The organism is Pseudomonas sp. FH1 (assembly GCF_000510895.2).
Classification (GTDB): domain Bacteria; phylum Pseudomonadota; class Gammaproteobacteria; order Pseudomonadales; family Pseudomonadaceae; genus Aquipseudomonas; species Aquipseudomonas azotoformans_A.
In genome coordinates this window covers 38,360-63,400 of sequence record NZ_AOHM01000147.1, presented here as the reverse complement: position 1 = coordinate 63,400, position 25,041 = coordinate 38,360, and the positions used below count along the sequence as shown (strand labels likewise).

Here is a 25,041-nt window from a genome sequence, read left to right as displayed (position 1 = left end):
GATTGCGCAGGGCGGATAACGCCTTGCTGCAAACGCGCGGCCTTTTGTTGGGAATTTTCCTACGCCAAACGTTTGCAAGGGCTTGAACGAGTTACACACCCAATAGCCGGATCACCAAAAAAGACCGGCATTAAAAAGAGAACCAAAGGAGCTTCATCAATGAAACTGAGCAGCAAAGCGCTTCTGGCCTTGGCCATCAGCAGCATCACGGCCACCGCCTACGCTGAATCCGCCAGCCAGGACTTCGTTCCTACCACATTGGCCGGTTCCAGTGCCCAAAGCGAGGCCAAGGGCTTTATCGACGGTCAAAGCCTGGGCGGTACAACCCGTAACTGGTACTCCAACGAAATGAAGTTTCGTGGCCAGAAGTTCGGCTACTACAAAACCGCCGAAGATAAAGCCAACGACGTAAGCACCCGTGTTTCACGCCGTTACAACTGGGCCCAGGGCACCATCCTCAACTACACCTCGGGCTTCACCCAAGGCACCGTTGGCGTCAGCACCGAAGTAGCGGCCTACAACTACATCGCACTTGACCGCGACCAGAAAGACATCGCCGGCGGCTCCAACCGCACCCTGGCTCACTCCTTCGGCGACGCAGTAGGCCAGTGGAGCAAACTGGGCCTGGCCAACGTCAAGTTCCGTGTTTCAAACACCACCTTGACCGCCGGCCGCCAGAACTTCAGCAGCGGTATCGTCGACACCATCGGCAACCGTGCCCTGCCTTCGAGCTTCGAAGGTGTGAGCTTCAACAGCGAAGAGTTCAGCAACCTGTCGTTCCAGGGCGGTATCTTCGATCGCGTTTCGCCGCGTACCGAACAGAGCCTGTCGAAATTCCGCTCTGAATACGGCAATGGCCAGGAAACCGACAAGGTCAAGACCCTGGGCTTCAACTACCAGCCGTTCAAGAGCCTGAAAACCAGCGTGTTCGCCGCCAACGTCGAAGACTTCTGGAACCAGTACTACTTCGGCGCGACCCACGAACTGGGTGATGCACAGACCCTGGCACTGACCACCGGCCTGAACTACTACAAGACCACCGATACCGGCAGCAAGAAGATGGGCAACATCGACAACGATACTTACTCGTTGTCCTTGGGTCTGACCCACCAGGCGCACACCCTGACCTTCTCCTACCAGGAAGTGAACGGTGACGAGTACTTCGACTACCTGCACGAAACCAACGGCATCTACCTGGCCAACTCCCTGACCTCGGACTTCAACAGCCCGAACGAGAAGTCGTTCCAGATCGCCTACGCCATCAACATGGCCGAATACGGCGTGCCAGGCCTGAAGTTCAACGTCTACTCGGCGCGCGGCTGGGGCATCGACGGTACTCACTACAATGGCACCGCTTACGGCGAAGCCGGCGCATCGCGCAGTGACCTGCGCCTGATGGATGGCGAGAAGCACCAGGAATACGGTGTTGGCACGTCCTACGCGATTCAGAGCGGCCCGCTCAAGGCCACCACTATCCGGGGCACCTACGTGACTCACCGCGCCAGCGCCCAACAGGCTGACGGCAACATCAAAGAGTTCCGCCTGGTCACCACCATCCCGTTCAACATTCTTTAATCAGCGCCAGGTAGACGGCGGGCTCAGGACGAGCCCGCCGTCTACGCTTGTCTGGTCCCATCGATTGCAGAGGGCTTCGAATGAAATTGCTCCCACTACAAGCCGCCATGGCTGCCGCGCTGTTGAGCGTGGCGATCGGCGTTTCGGCCAAACCACTGGTGGTCTGCACCGAAGCCAGCCCGGAAGGTTTCGACCCGGTCCTGTACACCACGGCCGTGACCGCTGATGCCGCTGCCGAAACCATGTTCAACCGTCTGGTGGACTTCAAGCCCGGCACCACCGAAGTGGTTCCGGCACTGGCCAAGGACCTGCCTGAAATCAGCGCCGATGGCCTGACGTACACTTTTCACCTGCGTGACGACATCAAGTTCCACACCACCGACTACTTCAAACCCACGCGCAACCTGAATGCCGATGACGTGCTTTGGAGCTTCCAGCGCCAGCTGGACCCGAATCACCCGTGGCATAACAAGTCCCTCGTGGGCTACCCGTACTTTGAAAGCATGGGCTTCAAGGAACTGCTCAAGAGCGTAGAAAAGACCGACGATCACACCGTCGTCTTCACCCTGACCCGTCCTGAAGCACCGTTTTTGGCCGACCTGGGCATGGCATTCTCTTCCATCCATTCGAAGGAATACGCCGACAAATTGCTCGCATCCGGCAAGACCGAAGACCTCAACGCCAAGCCCATCGGCACCGGCCCGTTCGTCTTCACCCGTTATCAGAAAGACGCCCAGGCGCGGTTCAAGGCCAACCCCGACTACTTTCGTGGCAAACCGCAGGTAGACCCGCTGATCCTGGCGATCTCAACCGATAACAACGTGCGCCTGCAGAAGCTCAAGGCCAACGAATGTCAGATCGCGTTGTTCCCCAAGCCGGATGACATCCCAAGCATCAAGAAAGACCCGAACCTGAAAGTCGATGAACTGGCGGCGATGACCACCAGTTACACCGCGCTGAACACCACCCACAAATACATGAGCGATGCGCGGGTGCGTCACGCGATCAACATCGCGTTCGACAAGGCTGGCTACACCGAAGCCCTGTTCGGCAAAGGCAATGCAGTAGTGGGCACCGGCCCTTATCCGCCGACCTTGCTGGGCTTCAGCGACAAGCTGAAGAACCCACCCCATGACCTGGACAAGGCCCGCGCCCTGCTCAAGGAAGCTGGCGTACCGGAAGGCACTGAGTTCACCTTGTTCACCCGTAACGGTGGCGGCCCGACCAACCCTAACCCGATGCTCGGCGCCCAGCGCATGCAGGCGGATCTGGCGCAGATCGGCCTGAAGGTGAATATCAAAGTCATGGAATGGGGCGAAATGCTCAAGCGTGCTAAAAACGGCGAGCACGACATGGTTTCCGCTGGCTGGGTCGGTGATAACGGCGACCCGGACAACTTCCTGACGCCAAACCTGAGTTGCGATGCAGCGAAAAACGGCGAAAACTACGCCCGCTGGTGTAACAAAGAGTTTCAAGACTTGATCGACAAGGCGCGCGCCATCGCTGAACCCGCCCAACGCGCTGCACTCTATGAACAAGCACAGGACGTTTTCGATAAGGACCAACCATGGCTTCCCATGGCTTATCCGAAACTGTTCACCGCCATGCGCAAGAACGTAGAAGGCTTCACTCAAAGCCCTCTGGGTACAAATAACTTCGCCACCACCCAGGTGAAGTAAATAAGAGAAACGCTCGGCACCGTCGACATTGGCGGTGCCGAACCTGCCTAACCGGCTGATTGAGGTACACGACAAGATGTTTAGTTTTATTGCCCGCCGACTGGGGTTACTGATCCCCACGTTTTTCGGCATCACGTTGCTCACGTTTGCGTTGATTCGCATGATCCCTGGCGACCCCGTCGAAGTCATGATGGGCGAGCGGCGCGTCGACCCCGAGATGCACGCACAGGCAATGGAACGCCTTGGCCTTAACAAGCCGCTGTATGCGCAATACCTGGATTACGTCGGCAAACTGGCCCAGGGTGACCTGGGCGAATCGCTGCGTACCCGCACCAGCGTGTGGACTGAATTCACCGCCCTCTTCCCGGCGACCCTGGAACTGTCCATGGCCGCCCTGTTGTTCGCCGGTATCCTGGGCCTGTTGGCCGGGGTGATCGCGGCACTCAAGCGAGGATCCCTGTTCGACCATGGGGTGATGGGCATCTCCCTGGCGGGGTATTCGATGCCGATCTTCTGGTGGGGCCTGATCCTGATCATGTTCTTCTCGGTCAGCCTGGGCTGGACCCCGGTTTCCGGGCGGATCGACCTGCTCTACGACATCGAGCCGCGCACCGGCTTCATGCTGATCGACACCCTGCTGGCTGACGAGCCGGACGCTTTCTTCGACGCCCTGCACCACCTGATCCTGCCGGCCATCGTGCTCGGCACCATTCCGTTGGCCGTGATCGCGCGGATGACCCGTTCGTCGATGCTCGAAGTCTTGCGTGAAGACTACATCCGCACCGCCAAGGCCAAAGGCCTGTCGCCGGCGCGCGTGGTGTTCGTGCACGGCCTGCGTAACGCGCTCATCCCGGTACTCACTGTGGTCGGCCTGCAAGTCGGCACGCTGCTGGCCGGTGCGGTTTTGACCGAGACCATCTTCTCCTGGCCCGGCATCGGCAAATGGCTGATCGAAGCCATTGGCGCGCGGGACTACCCGGTGGTGCAAAACGGCATCCTGCTGATCGCCTGCCTGGTGATCCTGGTGAACTTCGTGGTGGATATCCTCTACGGCTTCGCCAACCCACGCATCCGTCACCAGCGCTGAGATCATGACCATGACCACACCTACTCCAGTGTCAGCAGTCGATCAAAGCCTGCTGTACCCGTCCCCGTACAAAGAATTCTGGCAAGCCTTTTCCAAGAACAAAGGCGCGGTTGCCGGCCTGTTGTTCATGGTGCTGATCGTGTTCTGCGCGATCTTCGCCCCCTGGGTTGCACCGCATAACCCGAGCGAGCAATACCGCGATTTCCTGCTGACCCCGCCGTCGTGGCTGGAAGGCGGGCAGATCCAGTTCCTGCTCGGCACCGACGAACTGGGCCGTGACTTGCTCTCACGCCTGATCCAGGGCTCGCGCCTGTCGCTGCTGATCGGCTTGTCGTCGGTGGTGATGTCGCTGATTCCGGGCATCCTGCTGGGCCTGTTCGCCGGGTTCTTCCCGCGCTTGCTTGGCCCGACCATCATGCGTCTGATGGACATCATGCTGGCCCTGCCTTCGCTGCTGCTGGCCGTGGCCATCGTCGCAATCCTCGGCCCTGGCCTGATCAACACGGTGATCGCCATCGCGATCGTGTCGTTGCCGTCCTATGTCCGTCTGACCCGCGCTGCGGTGATGGGCGAGCTGAACCGTGACTACGTGACCGCCGCCCGCCTCGCCGGTGCCGGCCTGCCACGCCTGATGTTCATCACCGTGCTGCCCAACTGCATGGCGCCGCTGATCGTTCAGGCCACCTTGAGCTTCTCCTCGGCGATCCTCGATGCCGCGGCCCTGGGCTTCCTTGGCCTTGGCGTACAACCGCCAACCCCGGAGTGGGGCACCATGCTGGCTTCGGCCCGTGACTACATCGAACGCGCCTGGTGGGTGGTAAGCCTGCCGGGTTTGACCATTTTGCTCAGCGTGCTGGCAATCAACTTGATGGGCGACGGCCTGCGCGATGCGCTGGACCCGAAACTCAAGAACGCCGCCTGAGGAGATTCCCATGTCACTGTTAGAAATCAAGAATCTCAACGTGCGCTTCGGCGACAAGACCGCCGTTCCGGTGGTCGATGGCCTCGACATTTCGGTCGACAAAGGCGAAGTCCTGGCAATCGTTGGCGAGTCGGGCTCGGGTAAATCCGTGACCATGATGGCGCTGATGGGCCTGATCGAGCACCCCGGCATCGTCACCGCCGACGCGCTGAACTTCGACGGCAAGGACATGCTCAAGCTGAGCAACCGCCAGCGCCGCCAGATCGTCGGCAAAGACCTGGCGATGGTCTTCCAGGACCCGATGACCGCGCTGAACCCCAGCTACACCGTGGGTTTCCAGATTGAAGAAGTGCTGCGCCTGCACCTGAAGATGTCCGGCAAACAAGCGCGCAAGCGTGCCATCGAGCTGTTGGAAAAGGTTGAAATCCCAGGCGCCGCCAGCCGTATGAATGCCTACCCGCACCAACTGTCCGGCGGTATGAGCCAGCGCGTGGCAATCGCCATGGCGATTGCCGGCGAGCCGAAACTGCTGATCGCGGATGAGCCGACCACCGCACTGGACGTGACCATCCAGGCGCAGATCATGGAACTGCTGCTGGCCCTGCAGAAAGAACAGAACATGGGCCTGGTGCTGATCACTCACGACCTTGCAGTCGTGGCGGAAACCGCCCAGCGCGTCTGCGTGATGTACGCCGGCCAAGCGGTTGAAGTCGGCCAGGTGCCGCAACTGTTCGACATTCCAGCGCACCCGTACAGCGAAGCGCTGCTCAAGGCGATTCCGGAACACAGCCTGGGCGCCACGCGCCTGGCCACGCTGCCAGGTATCGTGCCGGGCCGTTATGACCGTCCACAGGGTTGCCTGCTGTCGCCACGTTGCCCGTACGTGCAGGACTCCTGCCGTGCCCAGCGTCCGGGGCTTGATCCCAAAACCAACAGCCTCGCGCGCTGCTTCTACCCCTTGAACCAGGAGGTGGCGTAATGGCCGTCGTTCTTACCGCCCGCGACCTGACCCGTCACTACGAAGTGTCCCGTGGCCTGTTCAAGGGCCATGCGTTGGTGCGTGCACTCAATGGCGTGTCCTTTGAGCTGGAAGCCGGCAAGACCCTCGCCGTTGTAGGCGAGTCGGGTTGCGGCAAATCCACCTTGGCCCGTGCGCTCACATTGATTGAAGAGCCGTCTTCCGGCTCCTTGAAAATCGCCGGCCAGGAAGTCGCTGGCGCGGACAAGGCCCAGCGCAAACAATTGCGCAAAGACGTGCAGATGGTGTTCCAGAGCCCGTACGCCTCGTTGAACCCTCGGCAGAAAGTCGGTGATCAACTCGGCGAGCCGCTGCTGATCAACACCAACCTGTCCGCTGCTGAACGCCGCGAGAAAGTGCAGGCGATGATGAAGCAAGTGGGCCTGCGCCCCGAGCATTATCAGCGCTACCCGCACATGTTCTCCGGCGGCCAGCGCCAACGGATCGCCCTGGCCCGCGCCATGATGCTGCAACCCAAAGTGCTGGTGGCGGATGAACCCACCTCGGCACTGGACGTGTCGATCCAGGCCCAGGTGCTCAACCTGTTCATGGACCTGCAGCAGGAGTTCAACACGGCCTACGTGTTCATTTCCCACAACCTGGCGGTGGTGCAACACGTCGCCGATGACGTGATGGTGATGTACCTCGGCCGCCCGGTGGAAGTCGGTCCCAAGGAAGACATCTACGCCCGTCCGCTGCACCCCTACACCCAGGCGCTGCTGTCGGCCACCCCGACCATCCACCCGGACCCGAACAAGCCGAAGATCAAGATCGTCGGCGAACTGCCCAACCCGCTGAACCCGCCGCCGGGGTGCGCCTTCCACAAGCGCTGCCCGTACGCGACCGCACGGTGCAGCACCGAGGAGCCGCAACTGCGCGCCTTGGATAACCGCCAGGTGGCTTGCCACTACGCGGAGCAGTTCGTGGCGTGACATCGCAACAAAAATGCCCTGGGTGATCAAGCCCAGGGCATTGCCTGTGTTCTACAGCCCTTCCCATCAGGTTGCGCATCAGCCTGGCGGGAGGGGCTTTCTTTTGGGCGAAGCCTACGTCTGGCTGTCGCCTTCGGCGTCCGGATCATCGCTGTCCGGCTCGTCGGTGGTGGAGTCATCATCACCCTCGCTGCCGCCCTGGTCCTTATCGCCAGGTTCCGCCTCGGACTTCGCCAGTTGCAGATCCTGGCTATGCCCCGACGACACAACACCGCTCTGCACCGGGTTATGCGCCCAGGCCGACGACATTCCCAACGACAACAACACCATCACTTTTATCAACAACACAACACGTTGAAAAATACTCATGGTTGATTCCGTCCCGTCAGTAGGTAGATCCCACGCGACAGCCGTTCACCGCCGCCAGCGTTGACGCTAGCCCCGATGCCGGGTTTACGCCAGGCGTCAGGTTTCGCCGTCGTCGTAGGTTTCACTGTCCTCGCCATCGTTGTAGGGGTTTTCCTGGTCTTCCTTCGGGGCGGGCTGGGCTTGCGGTTTCCAGCTGCCGGAGTTGACCTCTTGCTGTTTTTTCTTGGTGACCGGGCCGGTGTCTTTCCATTGCGGCGCTCCAGCGCCCGCCAGTGCCGGGACCGTGGTCAGCCCCAGACTGGCTAACAGCATCCAGCAGATGACGCGTTTGACACTAGGCACAGCGCTTTCCTTTTCAGTCAGTGGATAAATCCTGCACCCAAAAAACTAGACCCGATACGTCACTCTCGCCACAAAAAAGGGCGAAGCCATAACAGCTTCGCCCTTTTCTTTACCGCTCAGACCTTAATGGTGCTCGCGGGTCGCACGGAATTTCACATCCGGCCAGCGCTCTTCCATCAGCGCCAGGTTAACCCGTGTCGGCGCCAGGTAGGTCAGGTGACCACCGCCGTCCACCGCGAGGTTTTCCACAGCCTTGTTGGAGAACTCTTCCAACTTCTTCTTATCGCTGCAATCGATCCAGCGCGCGGAGTACACGGTGATCGGCTCGTAGGAGCACTCAACCTTGTATTCCTCTTTCAAGCGGCTGGCGACCACATCGAACTGCAGCACACCGACGGCGCCGAGGATGATGTCGTTGCTGCGCTCGGGGAAGAACACCTGGGTGGCGCCCTCTTCCGCCAGTTGCTGCAAGCCTTGGCGCAGTTGCTTGGATTTGAGCGGATCACGCAGGCGGACGCGGCGGAACAGTTCCGGCGCGAAGTGCGGGATACCGGTGAAGCCCAGGGCTTCGCCTTCGGTGAAGGTGTCGCCGATCTGGATGGTGCCGTGGTTGTGCAGGCCGATGATGTCGCCGGCGTAGGCTTCTTCGAGCTGTTCACGCTCGGAGGAGAAGAACGTCAGGGCGTCGCCGATGCGCACGTCCTTGCCGGTACGCACGTGGCGCATCTTCATGCCTTTTTCGTATTTGCCGGAGCAGATGCGCATGAAGGCGATGCGGTCGCGGTGTTTTGGGTCCATGTTCGCCTGGATCTTGAACACGAAGCCGGTGAATTTCTCTTCGACCGGCTCCACGGTGCGTTCGTTGGCGACACGGGCCAATGGACGCGGGGCCCAATCCACCACGGCGTCGAGCACGTGGTCGACACCGAAGTTGCCCAGGGCAGTACCGAAGAACACCGGGGTCAGTTGGCCGTCGAGGAATTCCTGCTGGTTGAATTCATGGCAGGCGCCCTGCACCAGTTCCAGCTGGTCGACAAAACGGTCGTACTCGTCACCCAGGTGGGCGCGGGCTTCGTCGGAGTCGAGTTTCTCGATGATCTTGGTTTCAGTGCGCTCATGACCGTGGCCGGCGGTGTAGACAATGATGTAGTCCTCCGCCAGGTGGTACACGCCCTTGAAGTCGCGGTAGCAACCGATCGGCCAGGTGATCGGCGCGGCCTTGATCTTCAGCACGGCTTCGATTTCGTCCAACAGCTCGATCGGGTCGCGGATGTCGCGGTCGAGTTTGTTGATGAAGCTGACGATCGGCGTGTCACGCAGACGGCACACGTCCATCAGCGCGATGGTCCGTGGCTCGACGCCTTTACCGCCGTCGAGGACCATCAGCGCAGAGTCCACCGCGGTCAGGGTGCGATAGGTGTCTTCGGAGAAGTCTTCGTGGCCCGGGGTGTCGAGCAGGTTGACCATGTGGTCGCGATACGGGAACTGCATGACCGACGTGGTAATGGAAATACCCCGTTGTTTTTCCATTTCCATCCAGTCGGAGGTGGCATGGCGGTCGGATTTGCGGGATTTCACCGTGCCGGCCACCGCGATTGCCTTGCCCATCAGCAAGAGTTTCTCGGTGATGGTGGTTTTACCGGCATCGGGGTGGGAAATAATGGCGAAAGTGCGGCGTTTCGCGACTTCGGCGGCCTGGTGGGTCATGGGAAATCGCCTGGCAGGTGAGTCAAAAAAGGGCGGCGAGTATAGCGCAAACCCCAGGGGCCGGACCACCGTTCACCCGATTGGGGGTGGCTAATTGCTGCCAAGTGTGGAACCTTTTAAAAGGTCGAGACGTCCACTCCCCTGCTACGGCACTCGGAACAGGGGCTGATAAATCAGCAAGTTAGCCTGACGAGGCTGCGCTCATGGCTCGGATCTTTACCGCGTTGCCGGTATCGACGAGCTGCATTTCGCGACCACATTCGCCGACAGCCAGGAATGGCATTGCCGCTCGGAAATGTGGACGCCGACAGAAGAAAAAAGGAGTCCGCCTGTGGCTATTCGCTATGGCAAAGGGCTGATAGGAGGTGCGGTTGTCGTCGCGCTCCTGGCCCTGCTGGTCCACTGGATCGGCATCAACACGATCGAACTGTACCGCGACGATTTGTTGTTTTACCTGCAAGCACACCTGATCCTCGTTCTAGTCTCCATGCTGGCCGCCCTTGTTGTGGGCATCCCCGCCGGTATCCTGCTCAGCCGACCGCACATGGTCGGGCGCGCAGAACGCTTCATGCAGATCTTCAACATCGGCAACACCGTCCCTCCCCTGGCCGTACTGGCCATCGCCCTCGGCGTCCTTGGTATCGGCAGCGGCCCGGCGATCTTCGCGCTGTTCCTCGCCTCCCTCCTGCCCATCGTGCGCAACACCTACGAAGGCCTGAAAAACGTTCAAGGCTCGCTGAAAGAAGCTGCCACCGGCATTGGCATGACGCCACGCCAGGTGCTGTTTCGCGTGGAATTGCCCAACGCCGTGCCGATCATCATCGGTGGCGTGCGCGTGGCCCTGGCGATCAACGTCGGCACCGCGCCGCTGGCCTTCCTGATCGGCGCCAACAGCCTGGGCAGCCTGATCTTCCCCGGCATCGCCCTGAACAATCAGCCGCAATTGCTGCTCGGCGCCGCGTGTACCGCGTTGCTGGCCTTGCTGCTTGACGGTCTGGTGACCCTGGCCAGCCGCCTCTGGCTGGAACGCGGGCTGCGTGCGTCTTAAGGAACCGACATGAAAAAACTGACCTTGATATTGAGCTGCGTCCTGCTGTGTGCAGGCATTGCGCAAGCCGCCGAAAAACCCGTGATCCGCATCGGCGCCCGGGTATTCACCGAACAGACCCTGCTGGCCGAAATCACCTCCCAGTACCTGCGCACCAAGGGCTATGACACCCGCGTGACCGGCGGCCTGGGCAGCAACCTGGCGCGCAGTGCCCAGGAAAGTGGGCAACTGGACCTGATCTGGGAATACACCGGCGTGTCGCTGGTGGCCTACAACCACGTCGACGAGAAACTCGACAGCGAACAGTCCTACGCTCGGGTGAAAGAACTCGACGCGAAAAAAGGCCTGGTCTGGCTCTCACCGTCGCGCTTCAGCAACACCTACGCCCTGGCGCTGCCGGAGAAGGTTGCGGCTGAGCATCCCGAAATCAACAGCATCAGCGACCTGACCCAGGCCGTCGCGCAAGATGCCAAGAGCAACCGCCTGGTGGCCCTGGACACCGAGTTCGCCAACCGTTCCGACGGCCTGGCCGGTATGGTCAAGCTGTACGACATGAACCTCACGCGCAAAAACACCCGGCAGATGGACGCCGGCCTGGTCTACACCGCGCTGCGTAATGGCCAGGTGTTTGCCGGTCTGGTCTACACCACCGACGGTCGCCTGAACGCCTTCAAACTGAAGCTGCTGGCAGACGACAAGCACTACTTCCCGGACTACACCGCCGCGCCCGTGGTGCGTCAGGTGTATCTCGACGCGCACCCGGAACTGGCCGCTGACCTCAAGCCATTGGCCGAGCTGTTCGACGACGAAACCATGCGCCAGTTGAACGCGCGGGTCGACGTCGACCATGAAAGCCCCTCCGCGGTTGCCGCCGACTTCCTGCGCCAACATCCGATCAACTAATAAGAGGAGAAGACATGGAATTCCTGAACGCCTTTTCCCATCTTGATTGGGCCCAAGTCCTACAACTGACCGGGCAGCACATCACCCTGGTCGGTATCGCCGTGATCCTCGCGATCCTGATCGGTGTGCCCCTGGGCATCCTGATGACGCGCTTCCCGACGCTCGCAGGCCCGCTGCAAGCCAGCGCCACGGTGCTGCTGACCGTGCCGTCCATCGCCCTGTTCGGCCTGCTGCTGCCGTTCTACTCCAAGTTCGGCCAGGGCCTGGGGCCAATGCCGGCGATCACCGCCGTGTTCCTCTACTCCCTGCTGCCGATCATGCGTAACACCTACCTCGCCCTCACCGGCGTGGAACCGGGTATTCGCGAAGCCGCACGCGGCATCGGCATGACCTTCGGCCAGCGCCTGCGCATGGTCGAGTTGCCCATCGCCGTGCCGGTGATCCTCGCCGGTGTGCGCACCGCCGTGGTGATGAATATTGGTGTGATGACCATCGCCGCCACCATCGGCGCCGGTGGCCTGGGTGTACTTATTCTGGCTTCCATCAGCCGCAGCGACATGTCGATGCTGATCGTCGGCGCCGTGCTGGTCAGTCTCCTGGCCATTTTTGCCGACCTGCTCTTGCAATGGCTGCAACGCTCGCTGACTCCAAAAGGATTGCTCAAATGATCGAACTTCAAAACCTGTCCAAGACCTTCCAAAGCAACGGCAAGACTGTCACGGCCGTGAACGATGTAAGCCTGACCGTCAATGAAGGCGAGATTTGCGTGTTCCTCGGCCCGTCGGGCTGCGGCAAAAGCACCACGCTGAAGATGATCAACCGCCTGATCAAGCCGACCTCGGGCAAGATCCTGATCAACGGCGAAGACACCACCGACCTCGACGAAGTGACCCTGCGTCGCAACATCGGTTATGTGATCCAGCAGATCGGCCTGTTCCCGAACATGACCATCGAGGAAAACATCGTGGTCGTGCCGAAATTGCTCGGCTGGGACAAGCAAAAATGCCATGATCGCGCCCGCGAGTTGATGAGCATGATCAAGCTGGAACCCAAGCAATACCTGCATCGCTACCCGCGTGAATTGTCGGGCGGCCAACAACAACGGATCGGCGTGATCCGCGCCCTGGCGGCCGACGCGCCGTTGCTGTTGATGGATGAACCGTTCGGCGCGGTCGACCCGATCAACCGCGAAATGATCCAGAACGAATTCTTCGAGATGCAGCGTGCGCTGAACAAGACCGTGATCATGGTCAGCCACGACATCGACGAAGCAATCAAGCTGGGCGACAAGATCGCGATCTTCCGTGCCGGCAAGCTGCTGCAGATCGATCATCCGGACACCCTGCTGGCGCACCCGGCCGACGAGTTTGTCAGCAACTTCGTGGGCCAGGACAGCACCCTCAAGCGCCTGTTGCTGGTGAAGGCCGAAGACGCGGCGGACAATGCCCCTTCGGTGAGCCCGGAAACGCCAGTGGCGGACGCGCTGGAGCTGATGGACGAGCATGACCGTCGCTACGTGGTGGTCACCTGTGCCGAGAACAAGGCGCTGGGTTATGTACGACGTCGCGACCTGCACCGTCAGACCGGCACCTGCGGCCAGTACCTGCGCGAGTTCAACGCCACGGCGGCGTATGACGAGCATCTGCGCATCCTGCTGTCGCGGATGTACGAGTTCAACCGTTCGTGGTTGCCGGTGATGGATGCGGAGCGGGTGTTCCTCGGTGAGGTGACGCAGGAGTCGATTGCCGAGTACTTGAGCTCGGGTAAGTCCCGAGGTGGCAAGACCAGCATCGTTTCGCCTGCCGAGACAGCACTCGCCTGAGTTGACACCACGCGGTTAAAACTGTGGGAGCGGGCTTGCTCGCGAATGCGGTCTGTCAGTTGTAGTTGCTGTGACTGACACGCCGCTTTCGCGAGCAAGCCCGCTCCCACATTTGGATCTCTGGTGTGTCAGTTAATACCCTCAATTCCCCACATCCGGGGAACATCATTCCGTCACACCTGTCGGTTACATAAGTAGCTGCACGGGTTCGCGCGACGAACGCGTGCAAAAACGCGACATTTTTAGTTGATCTCAAGCCCCTCACGCCCTAAAGTTCGCGCCGAACGTCCATGCTGGAAACGATCCATCCGGCTCAAGTACTGACGACGAGACAGCAAGGCCAAGGGAAGCGGTTATTCCCATGGCCTTTTTGCTTTCGGCGACATGCCTTGGGAAGTAGGCGAACCAAAGTGGGGATACGGAGGACGTTCATTTGCACCCATTGATCAATTTAGTTTGCCCTTAGGAGTTCCCAGCATGTCGATCAACGTCGAAGATTATTTCGCGCGCGCCACTTTTGACAAAATGAAGGCGTTCGCCGACAAGCAAGAAACCCCGTTCGTGGTGATCGACACCGCGATGATCAGCCAGGCCTACGATGACCTGCGCGCCGGTTTCGAATTCGCCAAGGTGTATTACGCGGTCAAGGCCAACCCGGCTGTCGAGATCATCGACCTGCTCAAAGAGAAAGGTTCGAGCTTCGACATCGCCTCGATCTACGAGCTGGATAAAGTGATGGACCGTGGCGTCAGCGCCGACCGCATCAGCTACGGCAACACCATCAAGAAGTCCAAGGACATCCGCTACTTCTACGAGAAAGGCGTGCGCCTGTTCTCCACCGACTCCGAAGCCGACCTGCGCAACATCGCCAAGGCCGCGCCGGGTTCGAAAGTGTATGTGCGTATCCTCACCGAAGGCTCGACCACGGCTGACTGGCCTTTGTCGCGCAAATTCGGCTGCCAGACCGACATGGCCATGGACCTGCTGATCCTGGCCCGTGACCTGGGCCTGGTGCCTTACGGCATCTCGTTCCACGTGGGTTCGCAACAGCGCGACATCAGCGTGTGGGACGCGGCGATCGCCAAGGTCAAAGTGATCTTCGAACGCCTGAAAGAAGAAGACGGCATCCACCTCAAGCTGATCAACATGGGTGGCGGCTTCCCGGCCAACTACATAACCCGCACCAACAGCCTGGAAACCTACGCTGAAGAAATCATCCGTTTCCTCAAGGAAGACTTCGGCGACGACCTGCCGGAAATCATCCTGGAGCCGGGCCGTTCGTTGATTGCCAACGCCGGTATCCTGGTCAGCGAAGTGGTGCTGGTGGCGCGTAAATCCCGTACCGCCGTCGAGCGTTGGGTGTATACGGATGTGGGCAAGTTCTCCGGCCTGATCGAAACCATGGACGAAGCCATCAAGTTCCCGATCTGGACCGAGAAGAAAGGCGAGATGGAAGAAGTGGTCATTGCCGGCCCAACCTGCGACAGCGCCGACATCATGTACGAGAACTACAAGTACGGCCTGCCGCTGAACCTGGCGATTGGTGATCGTCTGTACTGGTTGTCGACCGGTGCCTACACCACCAGCTACAGCGCAGTTGAGTTCAATGGCTTTCCGCCACTGAAGTCGTTCTACGTATAAAACGGCTGCAGCTAAAAAACCCATGACAATTCATGGGTTTTTTTACGCCTTAAGAAAGGCTGCCTGCGCGCTCACGGTAGGCCTCTGCCATTGCTCTGATTTGCGGGTTGCTCGCCGCTGAGAGCGCCTGGTGCGCCGTGCGCAAAAACTTCAAATTCCCCCCCGCCAACGCTTTGCGCAACCACTCCAGCGCCGCGTCGATTTGCCCCCTGTCGGCCAACACCGCCGCATAGCTGAACTGCCCGCGAAAATCGCCGCCTTCGGCCGAGCGCCGATACCAGTCCACCGCCGCCTCCAGATCCTGCCCACAGAAGCGACCGTCTTCCAGATAACGCCCCAGCAGATTCATCGACTTGGCATGGCCTTGTTCCGCTGCCTGGCGGTACAGGCTCAGCGCTTGTTGCTGGTCTTCGGCAATACCGCGCCCGGTCGCCAACAGGTTGGCGTAGTTGTATTGCGCCCAATCCAAACCGGCCTCGGCGGCCAAACGGTACTCTCGCGCCGCTGCCGTTTCATCTGCCGCACCACCCCAGCCATGTTCCAAACAGCGCCCGGTCATATTGCGCGCCATCAAGTGCCCGCCCTTCGCCGCAATCTGGAACCAGCGCAACGCCAGCGCTTCATCGCGGGTAATGCCACGGCCTTCCAGCAGGATCTGCCCGAGCAACGCCTGGGCATCGACCACGCCCTCCTTTGCCGCCACCAGGATCGCCTGGGCGGCGCGCACGGGGGAATCATCGAGCATGCTTTGCAGTTGCTCGACGTTGAGCACTTCTTCACGGCGCAACAAGAAGCCCATGTCAGACCTCGACCCAGCGGCGCAACAGGTTGTGGTAGGTGCCGGTGAGCTGGATCAGCGCAGGGTGGTCTGGCACATCGGCGCTCAGTTGCTGGATCGCACCGTCCATTTCGAACAGCAGGGTGCGCTGGCTGTCTTCGCGCACCAGGCTTTGGGTCCAGAAGAACGAGGCGTAGCGCGCGCCACGGGTCACGGCGTTGACTTTATGCAGGCTGGAACCGGGGTACAGCACCATGTCGCCGGCCGGCAACTTCACACGCTGCAGGCCAAAGGTGTCCTGGATCTCCAGCTCGCCGCCGTCGTACTCCTCGGGATCGCTGAAAAACAAGGTGGATGACAAATCGGTGCGCACGCGCTCGTGGCTGCCTTTGGGCTGGCGTACGGCATTGTCGATGTGAAAGTCGAAACTGCCACCGGCGGTGTAGCAATTGAGCAAAGGCGGGAAGACCTTGTGCGGTAACGCCGCCGACATAAACAACGGGTTCTGCCACAAACGTTCCAGCATCGCCGCGCCAATTTCCTTGGCGAGCGGGTGACCTTCAGGCAATTGCAGGTTGTGCTTGGCCTTGGCGGACTGGTGTCCGGCAGTGATTTTACCGTCGGCCCAATCGGCGGTTTCCAGGGCCTGGCGAATGCGCTGCACTTCCTCACGAGAGAACAGGCCGGGGATGTGCAGCAGCATGGGCAATACCTGAATTCAGAGAGGCGCCAATGGTATTGATTCTTATCCGCCCTGTAAAACGTCGGGACGGATGAGTTCGTAAAAACCGTAAGCAAAAAGTGTAAAGAATGTAAATTCAGTGCAATTAGCAATGTATCGCAATTGATAGAAATACTTGTTAACACTATATTCCGCGGCCTCACATCCTTGGGGAAAGGACACGTCATGTCGCGCACCACTACAAAAATACCTGCCAGTTCACCACGCATGCTGGCTTCGGCCATCGGCGTTGCCCTCAGCGCCAGCTCTGTCGCCCATCTGGCGCAAGCGGCCGAAGACACTGAACAAAAAGGCCAGCGCAACAGCATCTCCTTGGGCGCCACCAGCATTACCGGCGAAGAACAGGACAACACCTCTTACCAGGTCGAAAAAGCCTCGTCGCAGAAATACACTGCGCCGCTGGTCGACACGCCGCGTTCCGTCACCGTGGTGCCGCAACAAGTGCTCAAGGACACCGCCGCCACCTCGCTGCAGGACGCCTTGCGTACTGTACCGGGCATCACGTTCGGCGCTGGTGAAGGCGGCAATCCCCAGGGCGACCGCCCGTTCATCCGTGGTTTTGACGCCCAGGGCGACACCTACCTGGACGGCGTGCGCGACACGGGCGGCCAGAGCCGTGAGATCTTCGACATCGAATCGATCGAAGTCAGCAAGGGCCCGAACTCGTCGTTCGGCGGCCGTGGATCGGCTGGCGGCAGCCTCAACCTGGTGAGCAAGACCCCACAAGCGCGGGACTTCACCAACGGCGGCTTCACCTACGGTTCCGACCAGACCCGCCGCTATGTGCTCGACGTGAACCGTCAGTTCCTCGACGACAGCGCCGCGTTCCGCCTGAACCTGATGAGCCACGAACAGAACGTCGCCGGTCGCGACGCGATCAATTACGACCGCTGGGGTGTCGCCCCGTCGCTGACGTTTGGCCTGGGCACCCCGACCCGCGTCAACCTCAGCTACTACCACATGGAAAGCAACGACCTGCCGGACTCGGGCATTCCCTACGGCTACAGCTCGTCGACCGCCACCGCCCACGTGCATGACAAACCCACTGACGGCGGCGACAGCAACAACTTCTACGGTCTCAAGAGCCGTGACTTCCGCAAGACGCGCGCCGACATCAGCACGATCTCCGTCGAGCACGACCTGAACGACAACATGACCCTGAAAAACACCTTGCGCCACGGCAGCACCGGCCAGGATTACGTGCTGACCCAGCCGGATGACAGCCAGCGCAACGTCAATCGCTTCGGCATGGTGTGGCGTCGAGCCAACACCCGCGTGTCCACCACCACGACCACCACCAACCAGACCGACCTGTTCGGCAGCTTCCAGGCCCTGGGCTTCAAGCACAGCTACTCCACCGGCCTGGAATTCACCGGCGAAGAAACCCGTGTCAGCGGCTACACCGTCACCCCGAACAGCAACCCGACCTGCACCGTGGCCGCCGGCAGCCAGGGCGGCCAGTGCACTTCGCTGGGCAACCCGAACCCGGATGACGCCTGGAACGGCTCCATCGCCCGCAACTACATGGGCACCAACACCAAGGCCACCAGCCGCGCCGCGTATGTGTTCGACACCATCGAACTCGACCCGAAATGGCTGCTGAACGTCGGCCTGCGCTACGACACCTTCGACACCGAAGCCAATACCAACGCCGTGCCGACGTCCACCGTGCAGGCGCGCAGCAAGGTCAAGGACGACAGTCAGTTCTTCAACTGGCAGGCCGGCCTGGTCTGGAAGCCACTGGACAACGGCAGTATCTACACCTCCTACGCTACCTCGGCCTCGCCGGCCGGCGGCCTGGTGGGTGAAGGCGTGGACAACAACGCGATTCCGACCGGTATCAACACCAGCGACCTCAAGCCAGAAGAAACCGTCAACTACGAGCTGGGCACCAAGTGGGACCTGTTCCACAACCGCTTGTCGCTGTCGGCTGCGGTGTTCCGTACCGAGAAGAAAAACACGCGCATCCTGGTGGACTCCAACACCTACCAAACCGCAGGCGAATCCCGCGTAGACGGCCTGGAGTTGTCCGCCAGCGGCAAGATCACGGACCAATGGCAAGTGTTCGCCGGCTACAGCTACCTCAAAGCCGAGCTGGTTGACCCGGGCAAGAACGGCAACCGCCAGGGTGTCGTCACTGCCGGCTCCAACAAAGGCAATCAGATGCCCAACACCCCGGAGAACTCGTTCAGCCTGTGGACCACCTATGACGTGACCCCGAAGCTGACCATCGGTGGCGGCGCGTTCTACGTCGACCAGGTTTATGGCGATGCGGCCAACACCGTGTACGTGCCGTCCTACACCCGCTACGACGCCATGGCCAGCTACAAGCTGACCAAGAACGTCGACCTGCAATTGAACGTGCAGAACCTGACCGACAAGACCTATTACGACAAGGCCTACGCCTCGCACTTCGCCAACCAGGCGGCCGGTCGTACGGCCCTGTTGTCCACCAGCTTCCACTTCTAAACAGCCGCACCACGCAGCAAAAAGCCCCACGCATCGGATGCGTGGGGCTTTTGCGTGTAAAACAGAATGTTTCTCGACAAGCCACGGCATAATGCGCGCCGTGCCCTACATATCCGGATAGACGAGGCGGTCAGACGTGTTGAAGAAAACCCTGTTCCAGTTGCACTGGTTCTTCGGCATTACCGCCGGGCTGGTGCTGGCCTTGATGGGGATCACCGGGGCTGCGGTCTCGTTTCAGGATGAAATCCTACGGGCGCTCAACCCGAGCGTACTGACCGTGGAAAAACGCGAAGCCGGTGTATTGCCGCCCGCCGAGCTGGTGCGCAAGCTGGAAGCCACCGAAGGCCAGACCGTGGCCATGCTGTTCGTGGAGAGCGAAAGCGGCAACGCCGCCCGCGTGTTCTTCACCCCGCCGACCGGCGAACGCCGTGGCCAGTTGCGCTATTTCGATCCCTACACCGGCGACTACATGGGCGACGTGGTCGGCCAGGAGGTTTTCGGCTTCCTGCTGCAATTCCACCGTTTCCTGGTGATGGGCGATACCGGTCGCAACATCACCGGCGCGTGCACGCTGATCCTGGTGTTCTTCTGCCTGTCCGGGTTGTACCTGCGCTGGCCGCGCCAAGTGGCAAGCTGGCGTGCCTGGCTGACCTTGGATTGGCGTAAAAAAGGCCGTGCCTTCAACTGGGACCTGCACTCGGTGTTCGGCACCTGGTGCCTGTTGGCGTATCTGCTGTCGGCACTGACCGGGCTGTATTGGTCCTACGACTGGTACAGCCAGGGCCTGACCCAGCTGCTGTCCGACGCCCCACAGAATGAACGGGTGCGCAAACGCGGCCCAGCCCCTGAAGGTCCGGCGCCCGTGGCCAATTACGATGCGATCTGGAGCAGCATCTACAGCAACGCCGGCCCCGGCTTGAGTGCCTACAACATCCGCATGCCAGCTGTCGCCGGGCAACCGGCCACCGTGTACTACCTGCTAAACAATTCGCCCCATGACCGCGCGTTGAACCAGATCAACCTGGACCCGGCGACCGGCGAGGTGAAATCCCACGACCGCTACGCCAGCAAGACCTTCGGCTCACAACTGCTGACCAGCGTCTACGCGCTGCACACCGGCAGCTACTTCGGCCTGGCAGGACGGATCATCCTCACGCTCAGCTCGTTGCTGATGCCGCTGTTCTTCATCACCGGCTGGCTGTTGTACCTGGACCGTCGTCGCAAGAAGCGCCAGGTGCGTGACGCGCGTAAAGGCCTCACGGCCAACACCAGCGATGCCCCGGCCTGGCTGATCGGCTTTGCCAGCCAGAGCGGTTTTGCCGAGCAATTGGCCTGGCAAACGGCTGGCCAATTACAGGCGGCCGGCTTGCCGGTGAAGGTGCAATCCCTGAGCAGCGTCAGCCAGGATGACCTGCGCCAGTCGGAAAATGCGCTGTTCGTGGTCAGCACCTTCGGCGACGGCGAAGCCCCTGACAGTGCTCGCGGATTCGATCGCAGCGTGCTCGGCCAAGACCTGCCCCTAAAGGGCTTGAACTACTCGGTCCTGGCTCTGGGCGACCGTCAATACGAACACTTCTGCGGCTTCGCGCGGCGCCTGCATTTCTGGCTGACCCATCAGGGCGGCAACGCTTTATTTGCTCCGGTAGAAGTCGACAGCGGTGACACCGCCGCCCTGCTGCACTGGCAACAACAACTCGGCCAGCTCACCGGCCACGCCCCGGCGGCCGCTTGGCCGACCGCGCAGTACGAAAACTGGACACTGAGCCAACGCACGCTGCTCAACCGCGACAGCGCAGGCGCCGATGTCTACTTGCTGGGCCTCACCTCCTCGTCACCACAACGCTGGCAAGCCGGCGACCTGGTGGAAGTGCTGCCGCGCAACTGCCCTTGGGCCATCGAACACTTCCTCGAAGGCCTGGGCCTGGCCGGCAGTGACGGCGTGTTGATCGACGGCATGGCGCACACCCTCGACCAGGCCCTGGCCACTCGCCAACTGCCGACGCATCGCGCCCACCTGGTCGGCCTGCATGCCCAGGCGCTGGTGGACGCGCTGGTGCCGCTGGGCATGCGCGAATACTCCATCGCCTCGATTGCCAGCGATGGCGTACTCGAATTGATCGTGCGCCAGGAACGCCACCCCGACGGCAGCCTGGGCCTGGGATCAGGCTGGCTCACCGAACATGCCGCCCTCGGCTCCAGCATCAGCCTGCGCCTGCGCCGCAACAGTGGCTTCCACCTGCCGCAAGCACCCGTGCCGCTGATCCTGCTGGGCAACGGCACCGGCCTGGCCGGCCTGCGCAGTTTGCTCAAGGCGCGCATTGCCGACGGCCAGCAGCGTAACTGGCTGCTGTTCGGTGAGCGCAATATCAAGCATGACTTCCTCTGTCAGGACGAACTGCAAGGCTGGCTGGCCAGTGGCGATCTGGCGCTGCTGGACCTGGCGTTTTCCCGCGACCAGGAGGAAAAAATCTACGTGCAGGATCGCCTGCGGGAGTCAGCCGAAGTACTGCGTAAGTGGCTGAGCGACGGCGCGGCGATTTATGTGTGCGGGAGCCTGCAGGGGATGGCGACTGGGGTGGATCAGGCGTTGGTGGACATCCTTGGCAGTGAAGCCGTGGAGCGGTTGATCGAACAAGGTCGCTATCGCCGCGACGTCTACTGATTGGCAACTGTGGGAGCCCGCTCCCACAGGTTGATTGAGTTCCAAGTCAGGTGGGCTGGAGTTTTTGTTCAAAGACCGAAACGCCATCCAGATCCCGCAAAATCACGGTCAACTCCGCCGTCTGCCCATCAATGTTCACCTCGCCAAAAAACTGAAAACCGGCAAATGGCGAGGTGTTCTGCGCCGGCGGCGCCTTCTCGAACACCACCTCTGGCCCAAAGGTCTTGTCCAACGGATTAGGCCCGAAACTCCCCGCATTCAACGGCCCGGCGACAAACTCCCAGAACGGCTCGAAATCCTGGAACGCCGCGCGATCCGGGTGATAGTGGTGTGCCGCGCAGTAATGCACATCCGCCGTCAGCCACACATGGTTACGCACCTTCTGCGCCCTTAAAAAGCCCAGCAGCTCGGCAATTTCCAGCTCACGCCCTTGCGGTGCGCCTGGGTCGTTGTTGGCAATCGCTTCCCAGCGCGGCACGCCGGGGCTCACTTCGCCATCAGGCACACCCAGGCCAATTGGCATGTCAGCGGCGACGACTTTCCACTGCGCCTGCGAGCCCTTGAGTTCACGCTTGAGCCAATCCAACTGCTCGCGGCCGAGGAAGGGTTTTTCAGCGCCCAGGTTGTCATCGTTCGGCCCGCGATAGCTGCGCATGTCCAGCACGAACACATCCAGCAACGGCCCATAGCCGAGCTTGCGATAAATGCGCCCGCCGCCATCGGCGCTCTGCCGGCGCATCGGTGAATATTCCAGCCAGGCCTGGCGCGCACGGCCGACCAAGGTGTTGATGTCCTTGACCTGGTAACGCTCATCCAACTGCTTGCTTGGCGACCAGTTGTTCACCACTTCATGGTCGTCCCACTGCCAGATCTGCGGCACTTCGGCGTTGAAGCGACGGACGTTTTCGTCCATCAGGTTGTAGCGGTAGTTGCCGCGATATTCATCCAGGGTTTCAGCCACCTTGCTCTTGGCGTCGGTGGTGAGGTTGCGCCAGATGCGCCCGTCTTCGACCGTGAGCTGGGCCGGCACTGGGCCGTCTGCATAGATGGTGTCGCCGCTGTGGATAAAAAAGTCCGGCAGGCGCAGGCGCATCGCTTCATAGATGCGCATGCCGCCGATGTCCGGGTTGATGCCGAAGCCCTGGCCGACGGTGTCGCCACTCCACACAAAACGAATATCGCGGCGCTGCTGCGGCACGCTGCGCAAGTGGCCAAACCAGGGTTCGCTGGCAACGCCGGTCTGGGCGTCTTCGAAGTGCACGCGGTAGAAAATCGCTTGGTTGGCGGGCAGCCCAGTGAGTTCGACACGGGCGGTAAAGTCGGTGCGGTTGTCGGCCAGGGGCGAAACAAATCGACGCGGGTTGCTGAAGACGCTGCGGGTGTCCCACTCCACCACCATGCGGGCCGGGCGGTCGCTGCGGCTCCAGATCATGGCGCGATCACCGAGCAGGTCGCCGGACTGCACGCCGTCGGTGAGTTGCGGCCGGTCCTTCACAGAGGCGATCACCGCCGGGGCCAGGCCCGGCAACAACAGGCCGGCGCCGACGGCTTGCATCACGCGGCGGCGGCCGAGATCGAAGTGGCTCATGCAGGTGCCCTCTTGGTTATCAAAAGGGCCACTTAAGCATGGGGTTATGACACCGGTGCGACAGTCAGCTCGACCGCTTCCGGACGTTTGATCAGCGCATACACCAGGCCGGTCAGCAGGCTACCGGCGACAATCGCCAGCAGGTACAGCAGCGCGTGGTTCATCGCATTCGGAATGACCAGCACCGCGAGGCCGCCGTGGGGCGCCGCGAGCTTGCAACCAAAGTACATCGACAGCGCACCCGCCAACGCGCCACCGGCGATACTGGCCGGGATCACGCGCAGCGGGTCTTTGGCTGCAAAGGGAATCGCGCCTTCGGAGATAAACACCATGCCGAGAATGATCGCCGCCTTGCCGGCCTCACGCTCCGTCTGGGCAAATTTGCGGCGTGCCAGGAAGGTGGCGATGCCCATGCCGATGGGCGGCACCATGCCCGCCGCCATCACTGCGGCTATCGGCGCACCACTGTGCTCGGCGAGCATGCCGACGGAAAACGCATAAGCTGCCTTGTTGATCGGCCCACCGAGGTCGACGCACATCATGCCGCCCAACAGCACACCCAGCAGCACGGCGTTGGTAGTGCCCATATTGTTGAGGAATCCCGTCAGGCCCACCAGCATGCGCGCCACCGGCGGCCCGACCAGGTAGATCATCGCCAGGCCGGTGAACAGGCTCGCCAGCAAGGGAATGATCAGGATCGGTTTCAGCGCATCCAGGCTTTGCGGCAGCTTGACCGCGCGGGTGATCAGCTTGACGCAATAACCGGCCAGGAAACCGGCGAATATCCCGCCGATGAAGCCAGCGCCCAATGTCGTCGCCAGCAACCCGCCGATCATGCCGGGGGCCAGGGCGGGACGGTCGGCAATGGAGTACGCGATGTAGCCTGCCAGCAGCGGCACCATCAACATGAAAGCCTGGTTACCCACCGTTTTCAACGCGGCAGCCAGGGTGCCTTGCTCTTCAAACGCCGTGATGCCGAACATATAGGACAAGGCAATCAACAACCCACCCGCCACCACCATTGGCAACATGAACGACACACCGGTCAACAGGTGTTTATACACGCCAGTCTTTTCTTGCTTGGCCACCACACCGCTTGCCGCGTTTTCCACCGCACCTTCGGCCAGGGCCTTGTTGAGGGTGGCCTCGGATTGCTTGAGGGCAATGCCGGTGCCGCAACGGTAGATCTTCTTGCCGGCGAAGCGCTCGGTGGCGACTTCGATATCCGCCGCCAACAACACTACATCGGCGTCGGCGATGGCCTGCGGGCTCAAGGGCGTGCGCGCGCCGACCGAGCCCTGGGTCTCGACCTGCAAGTCGTAGCCCAGCCGCTTGGCGGTCTGTTGCAAGGCTTCGGCAGCCATGAAGGTGTGGGCCACGCCCGTCGGGCAAGCGGTGATGGCAACGATGCGCGGTGCATTCTTGGCCGCCTGCTGCGTAGCCACATACACCTGCGCCTCTTCAGCACCACGACGCAATACCGCGTCGACATCCGCCAGCGCCTGGGCCGGCGTGCTCTGGAACACACGTTTGCCGACAAACCGTTGCATATCCACCGACGTACTGGTGACCAACAACACCCATTCAGCATCGTCGATCGTGGCCTGGGACAACTGGCGTTCCGGGCGCTGCACATCCACCACTTCAACGCTGGTGCTCCAGCCCTGGCGTTGCGCGGCGGCGTCCAACAAGCGGGCGCACAGCACACTGGTGACCATGCCGTTCGGGCAGGCGGTAACAATGGCTAACTTCATCAC

The 25,041-nt window shown here is 61.1% G+C and carries 20 protein-coding genes; 13 read left to right on the top strand and 7 right to left on the bottom strand.

Annotated elements, in window-relative coordinates:
• Positions 1-159 precede the first annotated feature (159 nt).
• The 6 genes from H096_RS32805 (at position 160) to H096_RS32780 (ending at position 7,213) form a co-directional block, all read left to right on the top strand.
• Entirely contained in the window at positions 160-1,575 is a 1,416-nt protein-coding gene (locus H096_RS32805) for an OprD family outer membrane porin (RefSeq protein ID WP_033903372.1), read from the top strand.
• Positions 1,576-1,655: 80 nt separating this feature from the next.
• A complete protein-coding gene (locus H096_RS32800; RefSeq protein WP_033903371.1) occupies positions 1,656-3,254 on the top strand; it encodes an ABC transporter substrate-binding protein in 1,599 nt (532 codons plus the stop codon).
• Positions 3,255-3,330: 76 nt separating this feature from the next.
• A complete protein-coding gene (locus H096_RS32795; RefSeq protein WP_017739471.1) occupies positions 3,331-4,341 on the top strand; it encodes an ABC transporter permease subunit in 1,011 nt (336 codons plus the stop codon).
• Between the two features lie 10 nt (positions 4,342-4,351).
• Positions 4,352-5,263 carry an ABC transporter permease subunit gene (locus H096_RS32790; RefSeq protein WP_033903370.1) on the top strand — a complete coding sequence of 304 codons (912 nt, stop codon included), beginning with the start codon at positions 4,352-4,354 and terminating at the stop codon, positions 5,261-5,263.
• Positions 5,264-5,273: 10 nt separating this feature from the next.
• Positions 5,274-6,242, top strand: coding sequence for an ABC transporter ATP-binding protein (locus tag H096_RS32785; protein ID WP_033903369.1), 969 nt, complete (start codon positions 5,274-5,276; stop codon positions 6,240-6,242).
• The gene (locus H096_RS32780; RefSeq protein WP_016976250.1) at positions 6,242-7,213 is read left to right on the top strand and encodes a peptide ABC transporter ATP-binding protein; all 972 of its coding nucleotides are present in this window, start codon (positions 6,242-6,244) and stop codon (positions 7,211-7,213) included. The genes H096_RS32785 and H096_RS32780 overlap by 1 nt, the downstream gene beginning before the upstream one ends.
• 114 nt (positions 7,214-7,327) lie before the next feature.
• Here H096_RS32780 and H096_RS32775 read toward each other — a convergent pair whose 3' ends face one another.
• The 3 genes from H096_RS32775 to H096_RS32765 form a co-directional block, all read right to left on the bottom strand.
• Positions 7,328-7,582, bottom strand: a complete 255-nt coding sequence (locus tag H096_RS32775) for a hypothetical protein (RefSeq protein WP_033903368.1) — start codon at positions 7,580-7,582, stop codon at positions 7,328-7,330.
• 96 nt (positions 7,583-7,678) lie between these two features.
• On the bottom strand, positions 7,679-7,924 hold the full coding sequence (locus tag H096_RS32770) for a hypothetical protein (RefSeq protein ID WP_033903367.1): 246 nt from the start codon (positions 7,922-7,924) through the stop codon (positions 7,679-7,681).
• 123 nt (positions 7,925-8,047) lie between these two features.
• Positions 8,048-9,631 carry a peptide chain release factor 3 gene (locus tag H096_RS32765; protein WP_033903366.1) on the bottom strand — a complete coding sequence of 528 codons (1,584 nt, stop codon included), beginning with the start codon at positions 9,629-9,631 and terminating at the stop codon, positions 8,048-8,050.
• A gap of 331 nt (positions 9,632-9,962) precedes the next feature.
• Here H096_RS32765 and H096_RS32760 point away from each other — a divergent pair, with 331 nt between their 5' ends.
• The 5 genes from H096_RS32760 to H096_RS32740 all read left to right on the top strand — a co-directional run bounded on the left by H096_RS32760 (position 9,963) and on the right by H096_RS32740 (position 15,045).
• Entirely contained in the window at positions 9,963-10,679 is a 717-nt protein-coding gene (locus tag H096_RS32760) for an ABC transporter permease (RefSeq protein ID WP_033903365.1), read from the top strand.
• Between the two features lie 9 nt (positions 10,680-10,688).
• On the top strand, positions 10,689-11,582 hold the full coding sequence (locus H096_RS32755; protein WP_033903364.1) for a glycine betaine ABC transporter substrate-binding protein: 894 nt from the start codon (positions 10,689-10,691) through the stop codon (positions 11,580-11,582).
• A gap of 14 nt (positions 11,583-11,596) precedes the next feature.
• Positions 11,597-12,250, top strand: coding sequence for an ABC transporter permease (locus H096_RS32750; protein ID WP_010213201.1), 654 nt, complete (start codon positions 11,597-11,599; stop codon positions 12,248-12,250).
• Positions 12,247-13,404, top strand: coding sequence for an ABC transporter ATP-binding protein (locus tag H096_RS32745; protein ID WP_003171711.1), 1,158 nt, complete (start codon positions 12,247-12,249; stop codon positions 13,402-13,404). Before H096_RS32750 ends, H096_RS32745 begins: the two co-directional genes overlap by 4 nt.
• Positions 13,405-13,881: 477 nt before the next feature.
• Positions 13,882-15,045 carry a type III PLP-dependent enzyme gene (locus H096_RS32740; RefSeq protein ID WP_010213203.1) on the top strand — a complete coding sequence of 388 codons (1,164 nt, stop codon included), beginning with the start codon at positions 13,882-13,884 and terminating at the stop codon, positions 15,043-15,045.
• 49 nt (positions 15,046-15,094) lie between these two features.
• Here the strand turns inward: H096_RS32740 and H096_RS32735 are convergent, their stop codons facing one another.
• The gene (locus H096_RS32735) at positions 15,095-15,844 is read right to left on the bottom strand and encodes a tetratricopeptide repeat protein (RefSeq protein WP_033903363.1); all 750 of its coding nucleotides are present in this window, start codon (positions 15,842-15,844) and stop codon (positions 15,095-15,097) included.
• Between the two features lies 1 nt (position 15,845).
• Entirely contained in the window at positions 15,846-16,526 is a 681-nt protein-coding gene (locus tag H096_RS32730; RefSeq protein ID WP_033903362.1) for a Fe2+-dependent dioxygenase, read from the bottom strand.
• A gap of 204 nt (positions 16,527-16,730) precedes the next feature.
• Here H096_RS32730 and H096_RS32725 point away from each other — a divergent pair, with 204 nt between their 5' ends.
• Positions 16,731-19,034 (top strand): TonB-dependent siderophore receptor, encoded by a 2,304-nt coding sequence (locus H096_RS32725; protein ID WP_033903361.1) that lies wholly within the window; start codon positions 16,731-16,733, stop codon positions 19,032-19,034.
• A gap of 136 nt (positions 19,035-19,170) precedes the next feature.
• Positions 19,171-21,696: a sulfite reductase flavoprotein subunit alpha gene (locus H096_RS32720; protein WP_033903360.1), complete on the top strand. Its 2,526-nt coding sequence runs from the start codon at positions 19,171-19,173 to the stop codon at positions 21,694-21,696.
• Between the two features lie 46 nt (positions 21,697-21,742).
• Here H096_RS32720 and H096_RS32715 read toward each other — a convergent pair whose 3' ends face one another.
• Entirely contained in the window at positions 21,743-23,284 is a 1,542-nt protein-coding gene (locus tag H096_RS32715) for an alkaline phosphatase D family protein (protein WP_033903359.1), read from the bottom strand.
• 44 nt (positions 23,285-23,328) lie between these two features.
• On the bottom strand, positions 23,329-25,038 hold the full coding sequence (locus H096_RS32710; RefSeq protein WP_033903358.1) for a PTS fructose-like transporter subunit IIB: 1,710 nt from the start codon (positions 25,036-25,038) through the stop codon (positions 23,329-23,331).
• Between the last annotated feature and the right edge of the window lie 3 nt (positions 25,039-25,041).